The sequence below is a fragment of the Halomonas sp. Y3 genome (assembly GCF_024137965.1).
In the GTDB taxonomy this organism is placed as follows: domain Bacteria; phylum Pseudomonadota; class Gammaproteobacteria; order Pseudomonadales; family Halomonadaceae; genus Halomonas; species Halomonas mongoliensis.
Map to the genome: position 1 here is coordinate 2,595,655 of NZ_CP099975.1, position 11,795 is coordinate 2,607,449.

The 11,795-nt window shown below is 68.9% G+C and carries 10 protein-coding genes; 1 reads left to right on the forward strand and 9 read right to left on the reverse strand.

Annotated features, from left to right (window positions below):
* Positions 1–18: 18 nt before the first annotated feature.
* Both secA and NHL60_RS12380 read right to left on the reverse strand, forming a co-directional pair.
* Complete coding sequence (gene secA / locus NHL60_RS12375) at positions 19–2,754, reverse strand: preprotein translocase subunit SecA (protein WP_253443720.1); 2,736 nt, start codon at positions 2,752–2,754, stop codon at positions 19–21.
* A gap of 62 nt (positions 2,755–2,816) precedes the next feature.
* The gene (locus NHL60_RS12380) at positions 2,817–3,137 is read right to left on the reverse strand and encodes a hypothetical protein (protein ID WP_253443723.1); all 321 of its coding nucleotides are present in this window, start codon (positions 3,135–3,137) and stop codon (positions 2,817–2,819) included.
* A gap of 156 nt (positions 3,138–3,293) precedes the next feature.
* Between NHL60_RS12380 and NHL60_RS12385 the strand changes: the two genes are divergently transcribed.
* Complete coding sequence (locus NHL60_RS12385) at positions 3,294–3,755, forward strand: DUF721 domain-containing protein (protein ID WP_253443726.1); 462 nt, start codon at positions 3,294–3,296, stop codon at positions 3,753–3,755.
* Between the two features lie 147 nt (positions 3,756–3,902).
* On the opposite strand, the gene lpxC is transcribed toward NHL60_RS12385, so the two are convergent.
* From lpxC to murG, 7 genes are all read right to left on the reverse strand, one after another.
* Positions 3,903–4,814, reverse strand: coding sequence for a UDP-3-O-acyl-N-acetylglucosamine deacetylase (gene lpxC / locus NHL60_RS12390; protein ID WP_253443729.1), 912 nt, complete (start codon positions 4,812–4,814; stop codon positions 3,903–3,905).
* Positions 4,815–4,926: 112 nt separating this feature from the next.
* Entirely contained in the window at positions 4,927–6,105 is a 1,179-nt protein-coding gene (gene ftsZ / locus NHL60_RS12395; RefSeq protein WP_253443732.1) for a cell division protein FtsZ, read from the reverse strand.
* Positions 6,106–6,139: 34 nt separating this feature from the next.
* Positions 6,140–7,429, reverse strand: a complete 1,290-nt coding sequence (ftsA, locus tag NHL60_RS12400; RefSeq protein ID WP_253443735.1) for a cell division protein FtsA — start codon at positions 7,427–7,429, stop codon at positions 6,140–6,142.
* A 194-nt stretch (positions 7,430–7,623) separates the two neighbouring features.
* The gene (locus NHL60_RS12405) at positions 7,624–8,349 is read right to left on the reverse strand and encodes a cell division protein FtsQ/DivIB (protein ID WP_253443738.1); all 726 of its coding nucleotides are present in this window, start codon (positions 8,347–8,349) and stop codon (positions 7,624–7,626) included.
* Positions 8,346–9,275, reverse strand: coding sequence for a D-alanine--D-alanine ligase (locus NHL60_RS12410; RefSeq protein WP_253443741.1), 930 nt, complete (start codon positions 9,273–9,275; stop codon positions 8,346–8,348). The genes NHL60_RS12405 and NHL60_RS12410 overlap by 4 nt, the downstream gene beginning before the upstream one ends.
* Positions 9,272–10,684, reverse strand: a complete 1,413-nt coding sequence (gene murC / locus NHL60_RS12415; protein ID WP_253452177.1) for a UDP-N-acetylmuramate--L-alanine ligase — start codon at positions 10,682–10,684, stop codon at positions 9,272–9,274. The genes NHL60_RS12410 and murC overlap by 4 nt, the downstream gene beginning before the upstream one ends.
* A gap of 52 nt (positions 10,685–10,736) precedes the next feature.
* Positions 10,737–11,792 carry an undecaprenyldiphospho-muramoylpentapeptide beta-N-acetylglucosaminyltransferase gene (gene murG, locus NHL60_RS12420; RefSeq protein ID WP_253452179.1) on the reverse strand — a complete coding sequence of 352 codons (1,056 nt, stop codon included), beginning with the start codon at positions 11,790–11,792 and terminating at the stop codon, positions 10,737–10,739.
* Positions 11,793–11,795 lie beyond the last annotated feature (3 nt).

The window sequence follows — 11,795 nt, forward strand, 5'->3', positions numbered from 1 at the left end:
GGTTGGCGGCGGCGCCGATCAGCTCAGCTTGCCACAGCACTGCTTGTACTTCTTGCCGGAGCCGCAGGTACAGGGGTCGTTGCGCCCTACCTTGGGGCCCTCGCGGCGCAGCGGGCGGCCGTCGGCACCGGGCGGCAGCGGCGCCTCGGCGTCCGCGGTGCCGGCGGCGGGCGCCTCCGGCGCATCGTGGCGGCTGGCCGCCGACGCCTTCTCGCGCTCCAGGGCCGCGCGGCGCTGCTGCTCCAGCTCCTCGACCTCCTCGGGGCGGCGTACCTGCACGTGGCTCAGGATGCGGGTCACGTCGCTCTTGATATTGGCCAGCAGGGTCTGGAACAGCTCGAAGGATTCGCGCTTGTACTCCTGCTTGGGATTCTTCTGGGCGTAGCCGCGCAGATGGATCCCGCGACGCAGGTGGTCCATGGACTGCAGGTGCTCCTTCCAGCGGGTGTCGAGCACCTGGAGCATCACCTGCTTCTCGAAGCGACGCATCAGCGCCTCGCCGGCCTGCTCCACCTTGGCCTCGTAGGCCTCGCGGTGCAGGGCGTGCAGGCGCTCGCGCAGCTGCTCTTCGTGGAAGCGCTCGTCCTCCTCGGCCCACTGCACCACCGGGACCTCAAGATTGAACTCGGTCCTGAGGTGGTCCTGGAGCCCGGCGAGGTCCCACTGCTCGGGCAGGCTCTGGGGGGGCACGAAGTCGCTGATGGCGAGTTCCAGGACCTCTTCCCGGATGCCGGCCACCGCCTGGGCCACCTCCTCGGCGGCGAGGATCTCGTTGCGCTGCTCGTAGATCACCCGACGCTGGTCGTTGGCCACGTCGTCGTATTCGAGGAGCTGCTTGCGGATATCGAAGTTGCGGCTCTCCACCTTCTTCTGGGCGCGCTCCACGGCGTTGGAGACCATCTTATGCTCGATCGCCTCGCCGCTCTCCAGGCCCAGGGCCTTCATCATGCGCTGCACCCGGTCGGAGCCGAACAGGCGCATCAGGCTGTCCTCCAGGGAGAGGAAGAAGCGCGTGGAGCCCGGATCGCCCTGACGGCCGGCACGGCCGCGCAGCTGGTTGTCGATGCGCCGCGACTCGTGACGCTCGGAGCCGATCACGTGCAGACCGCCAGCGGCCAGCACGGCGTCGTGGCGCGCCTGCCACTCAGCCTTGAGCGCCTCGAGCTGCTCGGGGCTCGGGTCCTGCAGCTTGGCCGCCTCGGCCTCCCAGTTGCCGCCGAGCATGATGTCGGTACCGCGACCGGCCATGTTGGTGGCGATGGTCACGGCGCCGGGGCGACCCGCCTGGGCGATGATCTCCGCCTCGCTCTGGTGCTGCTTGGCGTTGAGCACATTGAAGGCGATTCCCGCCTGCTTCATCAGCCCGGCCAGGTACTCGGAGGTCTCGATGGAGGCGGTACCCACCAGCACCGGACGGCCGGCCTCGGTCTCCGCCTGCACGTCCTTGATGATCGCCTCGAACTTCTCCTCGGCGGTCAGATAGACCAGGTCGTTGAGGTCGCGGCGAATCAGCGGCTTGTTGGTGGGAATCACCACCACATCGAGGCCGTAGATCTGGCGGAACTCGAAGGCCTCGGTGTCGGCGGTCCCGGTCATGCCGGCCAGCTTGTCGTAGAGGCGGAAGTAGTTCTGGAAGGTAGTGGAGGCCAGCGTCTGGCTCTCCCGCTGCACGGGCACCCCCTCCTTGGCCTCCACCGCCTGGTGCAGCCCCTCGGACCAGCGCCGGCCGGGCATGGTGCGCCCGGTGTGCTCGTCGACGATCACCACCTGGCCCTCGGCGACGATATAGTCCACGTCGCGATGATAGAGGTGGCGGGCGCGCAGCGCCGAATGCATATGCTGCAGCAGGTTGAGGTTCTGGGCGGCGTAGAGGGAGTCCTCCTCCCCCAGCAGGCCCTCGCTGCGCATCAGCTCCTCGACCTTGTGGTGGCCGGTCTCGGTGACCTCCACCTGCTTGTGCTTCTCGTCGAGCAGGAAGTCGCCGCTGGCCGGGTCCTCGGGGTCCTCGCAGGCCGTAAGCTCCTTGGCCAGGCGGTCGACCACCTGGTAGAGCTCGGTGTTCTCGTCCACGGCGCCGGAGATGATCAGCGGCGTTCTCGCCTCGTCGATCAGGATGGAGTCCACCTCGTCGACGATGGCGAAATGGAGCCCGCGCTGCACCTTGTCCTCCAGCGAGAAGGCCATGTTGTCGCGCAGGTAGTCGAAGCCGAACTCGTTGTTGGTGCCGTAGGTGATATCGCACTCATAGGCCGCCCGCTTCTCCTCGCTGCTCTGGCCGGCGCGGATCACGCCGACGGAGAGACCGAGGAATTCGTAGAGGGGGCGCATCCATTCGGCGTCGCGGCTGGCCAGGTAGTCGTTCACCGTGACCACGTGCACGCCCTTGCCGGGGAGGGCGTTGAGATAGACGGCCAGGGTCGCCACCAGGGTCTTGCCCTCGCCGGTCTTCATCTCGGCGATGCGGCCGCTGTTGAGGGTCATGCCGCCGATCATCTGCACGTCGAAGTGGCGCATGCCCATGACCCGCTTGCCGGCCTCGCGCACGGTGGCGAAGGCCTCGCCCAGCAGGTCGTCGAGGCGCTCACCGGCCTCCAGGCGCCCACGGAGCTCCTCGGTGCGGGCCCTGAGGGCGGCATCGTCCAGGGCTTCCAGCGCAGGTTCCAAGGCGGTGATGCGCTCGACGAGGCGACTCATGCGCTTGACTTCACGGTCGTTCTTGGAGCCGACGACCTTGCGTAACAGGGAATTGATCATGAAAGGGGTCCAGTCTCTGCGTGTGACAAGTTACCGGCCGCCGCTGGCGGTCGGAGAAACGTTCAGATTGCCCACGCAGCGGGCGGACCTCGGCGGGTCAGGACGTCATGGGCGGCGGTCAGACGACGCGCGCGCGGCGACGGCCAGCGCAGCCCGCAGGGCCGCGGCATCGCGATAAGACACGGCAACAGCGGCCAGGCGCGGCGCGCCCGGCGGCGGGCCTGCAGGCGCGAACTGGCCCGAATCAGCGCCGGCGCCAGGATACACACCTGCACCAGACGCTCGGCCTGGCGCAGCGGCTCCCCCTGCACCAGACCCGCCGGCAGCAGGCACCCCACCAGCAGGCCGGCCAGCCACCAGCGCGGCGTTCGCCGCCGGCTCATGGCGGCGGACGCCTTCGCATCATCATGCTGGGTGCGGGGGGGCATGCTGTCGATGGACTCCCGAGCGTGCTAGGCTTCCGAGCATCAGCGCCCGGCGCAGAGACATGTGAATGAGGTTCCCCGGCGTAACGCCACAAGGCCCCGAGAAACAAGCCCATGAGTATAAAGGCTAAGCGCTTCCGCGCCCAGCCCATGACCCGCCTGCTGGACGGCCGCGGCGAGCTCGGCTCGCTGATGCGCACCGCGCGGCTGATCGAGCGGGCCCAGCAGCACCTGCGCGACCAGCTGCCCGGCGAGGTCGCCGAGCATCTCTTCGTGGGCGGCTTTCGTGATGGACGCCTGACGCTGATCACCGACCGCGCCATCTGGCTGACCCGGCTGCGCTACGAGCAGCCTCGCCTGCTCGAGCTGCTGCACCAGCTCCCCGGCTTCGAGGCGGTAACCGGATTCACCCTCAAGGTACGCCCGGTGCGGCCGGTCAAGGCGCCGCTGCGCCAGGTGCGCCACCTGCCCGCCCAGGCGGCCGACGAGCTGACCAGCTGCGCCGAGGATACCCGGGACCCCCGCCTCAAGGCGGCACTGCAGCGCCTGGCCGCTCATGCAGAGCGCGAGCCGTAGGCCGTAGGCCGTAGGCCGTAGGCCGTAGGCCGTAGAGCAGCTTGAACCCTTCCGGACAACGAAGACAAACACCCCCACAGCACTGCTGCGGGGGTGTTTGTCTTAAAGCTTATGGCTTACCGCTTAGAGCTCCCGGCGCAGCCGGGTTCAGGCCATGGCCGGGGCCGCGTAGGAGATAGGCGCCGCGGCGGCCTCCTCCTCGAAGGTGACAATCTCGTAGGCGTCGGGCTGGGCCATCAGGGCGCGACAGAGCTGGTTGTTGAGGGCATGGCCCGACTTCACCCCGTGGAACTCACCGATCAGGCTGTGGCCAAGCTGGTAGAGGTCGCCGATGGCATCGAGCACCTTGTGCTTGACGAACTCGTCGTCGTAGCGCAGGCCGCCCTCGTTGACGATGCGGTAGTCGTCCACCACGATGGCGTTGTCGAGGCTGCCGCCCAGGGCCAGGTTGTTGGAGCGCAGATACTCCAGGTCGCGCATGAAGCCGAAGGTGCGCGCCCGGGAGACCTCCTTGACGAAGGAGGTGGTGGAGAAATCCACCATAGCGGTCTGGGTCTGTCCTTCGAAGACCGGATGGTCGAAGTCGATGGCGAAGGCGACCTTGAAGCCCTGATGGGGGCGGAAGGTGGCTTCCTTGTCGCCGTCCCGCACCGTGATCTCCCGCTTGATGCGGATGAACTTCTTGGGCGCATTCTGCTCGCTGATGCCGGCGGACTGGATCAGGAAGACGAAGGGGCCCGCGCTGCCGTCCATGATCGGCACCTCGGCGGCGCTGAGGTCGACATAGGCGTTATCGATACCGAGGCCGGCCAGGGCCGACATCAGATGCTCGACCGTGGCCACCTTGGCGCCGCCGGCGGAGAGCGCCGTGCAGAGGGTAGTGTCGGTGACGTTATCGGCCTGGGCGGGGATCTGCACCTCGGGATCCAGATCGGTGCGCACGAAGACGATACCGGTATCCACGGGCGCCGGACGCAGGGTCATGTAGACCTTCTTGCCGGAGTGCAGGCCGACGCCGGTGGCGCGGATGACGTTCTTCAGGGTGCGTTGTCTGATCATGGGCTGTGGCCAGGCTGTTATCGGGTTATCAAACACTGTTCACTATAACACCGAACGGGCGTTTCAACAAAGAAACCTCGCCCGGCACGGCCAATGGGCTCGATAGTGCGTCTCAATCGGCCTGGCGGCGCAGGAAGGCCGGAATATCCAGGTAGTCGTCGAGCTCCTGGGAGCGACGCTTCTCGCTGCGCGGCCTGGCGGCCTCCTCCGGCTCGGCGGCGGCACGGGTGGCCTGCTGACGCGCCACGGCCGGCTGCTGCGACATGCGACGGTAGTCGGAGGCGCTCTCGGCACGCTTGGCCGGCTCTCGCGTCGCGGCCTTGGTCTGCTGACGACCGTCGAGGCCTGCCGCCACCACGGTGACGCGCAGCTCGTCGCTCATCTCCATGTCGATGGAGGTACCCACCACGATGGTGGCGTCCTGGGAGGCGAACTCCTGGACGGTGGCACCCACATCGTTGAACTCGCCGATGGAGAGGTCCGGACCGGCAGTGATGTTGACCAGGATGCCCCGGGCGCCGTGGAGATCCACGTCCTCGAGCAGCGGGCTGCGGATGGCCTTCTCGGCGGCTTCCCGGGCGCGATTCTCGCCCACGGCACTGCCGGAGCCCATCATCGCCATGCCCATCTCGGACATCACGGTTCGCACGTCGGCGAAGTCGACGTTGATGATGCCGGGGCTGGTGATCAGCTCGGCAATGCCCTGGACGGCGCCCAGCAGCACGTCATTGGCGGCGCTGAAGGCGGTCAGCAGGCTGGCACTCTTGCCCAGCACCGAGAGCAGCTTCTCGTTGGGGATGGTGATCAGGGAGTCGACGTGCTCGGAGAGCTCACGCATGCCCTCCTCGGCGGCACGCATGCGCTTGGGGCCCTCGAAGGGGAAGGGACGGGTCACCACCGCCACGGTGAGGATGCCGAGCTCCTTGGCCACCTGGGCCACCACCGGAGCGCCGCCGGTGCCGGTGCCACCGCCCATGCCGGCGGTGATGAACACCATGTCGGCACCGTTGAGCAGCTCGGCAATGCGCTCGCGGTCCTCCATGGCGGCCTGACGCCCCACCTCGGGGTTGGCGCCGGCGCCGAGCCCCTTGGTGATCTCGTTGCCGAGCTGGAGCACGGTCTTGGCCGAGACTCGCTTGAGCGCCTGGGCATCGGTGTTGGCGCAGATGAACTCCACGCCCTCGATGTTGCTCTCGACCATGTGGTTGACGGCGTTGCCGCCGCCGCCGCCGACGCCGATCACCTTGATGACCGCGCTGCTTGAGGGTGCGCTATCTACCAGTTCAAACATTTGCCCCGTCTCCTGGATCGCCGCGGCGACCCTGTCAGAAATTTCCTTTCAACCAGCCCTTGAGCCTTGCCAGCGCCGGTATGCCTTCCCTGAAGCCGCGCCGGCCGGCGTCTTCGCGCCGCGCCTGGACCGGCATCACGCTGCCCTGTGCCTGTCGACCGTGACCCTGCCGGGTCTCCTGCAGAGCGTAATGTAGCAAACCGACCCCGGTCGAATAAATCGGGTTGCGCACCACATCGGCCAGGCCGCGCACGTTCTGCGGGCAAGCGATGCGCACCGGCATGTGGAAGATCTCCTCGGCCAGCTCCACGACCCCTTCCATCCGGGCGGTGCCGCCGGTCAAGACCACGCCAGCCGCCACCAGGTCCTCGTAGCCGCTGCGGCGCAGCTCGTCACGCACCAGGGTGAAGAGCTCCTCGTAGCGGGGCTCCACCACCTCGGCCAGCGCCTGGCGAGAGAGGTCCCGGGCCGGCCGGTCGCCGACGCTGGGTACCTTGATCAGCTCGTCGCTGGCGGCCAGCTGGGTCAGGGCGCAGGCGTACTTGACCTTGATCTCCTCGGCGTGCTGGGTCGGCGTGCGCAGGGCCATGGCGATATCGTTGGTGACCTGGTCGCCGGCGATGGGGATCACGGAGGTATGGCGAATCGCCCCCTCGGTGAAGACGGCGATATCGGTGGTGCCGCCGCCGATGTCCACCATGCAGACCCCCAGCTCGCGTTCGTCCTCGGTGAGCACCGCCATGCTGGAGGCGAGCTGCTCGAGGATGATGGCGTCGACCTCGAGGCCGCAGCGGCGCACGCACTTCTCGATGTTCTGCACGGCGTTGAGCGCCGCCGTCACCAGGTGCACCCGGGCCTCCAGGCGCACCCCGGACATGCCCAGCGGCTCGCGAATACCGCCCTGGGTATCGATGGCGAACTCCTGGGGCAGCACATGGAGCACACGCTGCCCCTCGGAGATCGCCCGGGCGCGGGCCGAATCGATGACCCGGTCGATATCGGAGGGGGTCACTTCCCGCTCCTTGATCGCCACCACGCCATCGGAGTTCATGGAGCTGATGTGGCTGCCGGCCACGCCGACATAGACGGAGTGAATATCGCAGCCGGCCATCAGCTCGGCCTCCTCCACGGCGCGCTGGATCGACTGCACCGTGGATTCGATATTGATCACCACGCCCTTCTTCATGCCGCGGGAGGGGTGCGAGCCGATACCGGCGATCTCGATGCCGCCATCGTCGGTGGGCTGCCCCACGATCGCCACGACCTTGGACGTTCCGATATCCAGCCCGACTACCATATTGGACGCGTTGGAAGGACCTGCCATGAGTCGGGAACTCTCCTCGAACCTGGCCCGCCAGGGGCCATGCATCATGAAAAATGAACCTGGGGTCAATTATAGGGACAACTCGAGTTGATCCTCCACCCCGGAGCGAAAATCACCTTTCACGATACGGCGATTTTGCCGCAAAAGAAACAGGCGCATGCCCTTGGGCATGCGCCTTTGCTCGGAAAAAGGTCTCAGCCCTCCTCCGCTGGATCCTCCTCTCCCGGCTCGGTCTCGCCATGCCAGGCAACGGCTACCCCGTTGGGGTATCGCAGATCGATGTAGCGGATGTGCGACGCCTGGGAGCCGAGCTGACGCTGCCAGGCCGCCGCCAGCCGTGCCAGCCTCGCCTCGCGATCGCTGCGCCCCAGCATCACCCAGACGCCGTCGTCGAGCTGGAAGCGCCAGGCGCCGCGGGGCTCGAGCCGAAGCTGGGAGAGCTCCAGGCCCATGGCCCCGAAGCGCGTGGCCAGTCGCTCGTGGTAGGCCAGCACCTCGGCACCGCTGCCGAGGGGACCGGCGAGGTCCGGCAGGTCGCCGGGCGGCGACACCGCTCCGAAGGCGAAGGGCTCCCCTTGGGGATTGAGCAGATAGTCGTCGTTCCAGCGCGCCACCGGCACCTGCTCCGTCAGCTCGAAGGTCAGCGCATTGGGCCACTCCCGGGTGACCCGTGCCTCGGCGATCCACTCGATCGCCAGCGCCTCCTCGCGCAGCTCGGCCACGTTGACCGAGAGCCAGGAACGACCGCGGATCAGCGGCGCCAGCTCGTCGCGCAAGTAGTCGGCATTGACGTGGGTGAACTCGCCGCCGATGGAGACCCGCTCGATGGGGCGGTCGAGCCACAGCCACAGGGCTCGACCGCCGGCGCCGAACAGCACCAGCAGCAGCAGGACACCCAGCCAGCCCCCCCGTCGCGTCATGCCGGGCGCGCCTCCAGGGTGGCCGCCAGGATGCGCAGCACCAGGGCCTCGAAGTCGATACCGGCGTGGGCCGCGGCCTGGGGCACCAGGCTGTGGTCGGTCATGCCCGGCGAGGTGTTGATCTCGATCAGCCAGAAACGCCCCTCGCGATCACGCATCACATCGACCCGGCCCCACCCCTCGGCGCCCACCGCCTCGAAGGCGCGGTGACAGAGCTCGCCCAGCTCGGCCTCCTCGGCGTCGCCGAGCCCGCAGGGCAGGTGATAGCGGGTAGTATCGGAGAGGTACTTGGCCTCGTAGTCGTAGAAGCCCCCGGGCACCTCGACGCGGATCGCCGGCAGCACCGCGTCGCCGAGCAGCGACACGGTATATTCCTCACCTTCGACGAAGCGTTCGGCCATCACCCTGGCATCGAAACGAGCCGCCTCATGGTAGGCCGCCGCCAGCGCCTCGGCGCTGTGGACGATGCTGATCCCCAGGGTCGACCCCTCGTGGACCGGCTTGACGATCAGCGGCAGGCCGAGGCGCGCCACCACCGCCGCCCAGTCGGCGCCGGCCTCGAGCATCACCGATTCCGGCGTGGGCAGGCCGAGTGCCTGCCACACCAGCTTGGTCCGCTGCTTGTCCATGCCCAGGGCCGAGGCGAGCACGCCGCTGCCGGTGTAGGGGATGCCGAGCAGCTCCAGGGCCCCCTGAAGGGTGCCATCCTCGCCGCCGCGGCCATGCAGGGCGATGAAGACGCGGTCCGGCGCCAGGGCCTCGAGCCCCACCAGCCCCCCCTCGGCGGGGTCATAGCCGATGGCATCCACGCCTGCCTGCTGGAGGGCGGCCAGCACCGCCGCCCCGCTCTTCAGGGAGACCTCGCGCTCGGCGGAGCTGCCGCCGTAGATCACGGCCACGCGGCCCAGATCGTTCACCAGGCTCATAGGGTCACCTCGTCGAGCATCAGGGCCGCATCGGCCAGCGCCTGGGAGATCCCGCCAACGTCGCCGGCGCCCTGGGTGATCAGGATATCGCCCGGGCGCAGCACCCGGGCCAGCAGGCCGGCAAGCTCACTCTTCTCCTGCACGAAGATAGGGTCCACCTCGCCGCGCTGGCGGATGGAGCCGGCCAGGGTGCGCCCCTCGGCGCCGGGGATCGTCGCCTCCCCGGCGCTGTAGACGTCCAGCAGCAGCAGGGTATCGACGCCGGAGAGCACCCGCACGAAGTCCTCATAGAGATCCCGGGTGCGCGAATAGCGATGGGGCTGGTAGAGCATCACCAGGCGCCGCTCCGGCCAGCCGGCGCGCACCGCCCGGATCACCATCTCCACTTCGCGGGGATGGTGGCCGTAGTCGTCCACTAGCATCACCTCGCCCTCGCCGCTCGGCGCCGGGAAGTGGCCCTGGACCTGGAAGCGTCGCCCCACTCCCTGGAAGCCGGCCAGGCCACGCAGGATGGCGTCATCGTCGACGCCGGCATCGCTGGCCACGGCGATGGCCGCCAGGGCGTTCAGGGCGTTGTGGCGACCGGGCATGGCCAGGCGCACCGGCAGCGGCGCCAGGCCGCCCGGACGGTGGGCAGTGAAGCGGATCTCGCCGCCCTCCTGGGCGAAATCGGTGATGCGGTAGTCGGCGTCCTCGCTGAAGCCGTAGGTGATGAACTGGCGGTGCACTCGGTCGAGCAGGCCACGCACATTGTCATCGTCGATACAGAGGATCGCCAGCCCATAGAACGGCAGGTTGTGCAGGAACTCGAGGAAGGTGGTCTTGAGTTTCTCGAAGTCGCCGCCGTAGGTGGCCATATGGTCGGCATCGATATTGGTGACGATGGAGACCATGGGCTGCAGGTGCAGGAAGGAGGCGTCCGACTCATCGGCCTCGGCCACCAGGTAGTCGCCCTCCCCCAGCCGGGCGTTGGTGCCGGCGCTGGTCAGTCGCCCGCCGATCACGAAGGTGGGGTCGAGCCCCCCCTCGCCGAGCAGGGTCGCGGTCAGGCTGGTGGTGGTGGTCTTGCCGTGGGTGCCGGCCACGGCGATGCCGTGGCGGAAGCGCATCAGCTCGGCGAGCATCTCGGCGCGGCGCACCACCGGCACGCGGTGTTCCCTCGCCCAGGCGATCTCCGGATTGGACTCATCCACCGCGGTGGAGACCACCACCACGTCGGCGCCGGCCACATGCTCGGCGGCGTGACCGATGGCCACCGTGATACCGCACTGGCGCAGCCGCGCCACCACCGCCGATGCCTTCAGGTCGCTGCCGCTGACGGCATAGCCCTGGTTGGACAGGACCTCGGCGATGCCGCACATGCCGGCGCCGCCGATGCCCACGAAGTGAATCTGCCGAATCCGGCGCATGCCCAGCCCCCGCTCGGGAGGGGTGGACTGGCCGGGAACCGGCCGTGAGGTGCTATCGCTCAAAACCTGTCTCCATGCAGCCGGCCACCAGGCGCTCGACGGCGTCGAGGTGCGCACAGGCACGCGCCCGCGCGGCCATGGTGGCGAGAGTGTCGGGGTCCAGCAGCGCCGCCAGCCGCTCGGCCAGCGTCGCCGCATCGAGTTCTGTCTGGGGCAGCAGCTCGGCAGCGCCCTCCTCCACCAGCGCCCGAGCGTTGGCAGTCTGGTGGTCGTCCACCGCAAAGGGAAAGGGCACGAAGAGCGCCGGCCTCGCCGCGGCGGCGAGTTCCGCCACGGTCAGGGCGCCGGCCCGGCAGACCACCAGGTCGGCCCAGCCGTAGGCCTCTGCCATGTCATCGATAAAGGGGGTCACCTCGGCTGGCACGCCCTGGTCGGCATAGGCCTGGCGGGTGGCAGCGTCCTTGTCGCGCCCGGCCTGGTGGCGCACCTCGGGACGCGCCTCGGGGGACAGCAGCGCGAGCGCCTCGGGCAGGCGCTCGTTGAGCGCCTGGGCGCCCAGGGAGCCCCCCACCACCAGCAGCCGCAGGCGCCGGCCACGCATCGCCGCGGCCGTGTGCGGCGCCTCGCCAAGCGCGGCGATCTCGGCGCGCACCGGGTTGCCGATCACCTCGCCGCGGCTGCCGAAGGCCTGGGGAAAGGCCGCGTAGACGCGGCGCGCCAGCCGTGACAGCGCCCGGTTGGTGAGCCCCGCCACGGCGTTCTGCTCGTGGATCACCAGCGGGCGGCGCCCCAGCCAGGCGGCCAGGCCGCCGGGGCCGCTGGCGAAGCCGCCGAGCCCCACCACCAGCTGGGGGTCGAACTCGCGGATCACCCGCCGCGCCTGCCAGACCGCCCGGGTCAGGTTGAGCGGCGCCAGCAGCCAGCCGGCGGCACCGTTACCGCGCAGGCCGGACACCGCGATGCGATGGAGGGGAAGGCCCGCCTCGGGCACCAGGCGGTTCTCGATGCCGCGAGGGCTGCCCAGCCAGGCCACCTCCACCCCCTCGGCGGCGAGGCCGCGGGCCAGGGAGAGGGCCGGAATGACGTGGCCGCCGGTGCCTCCGGCCATGAT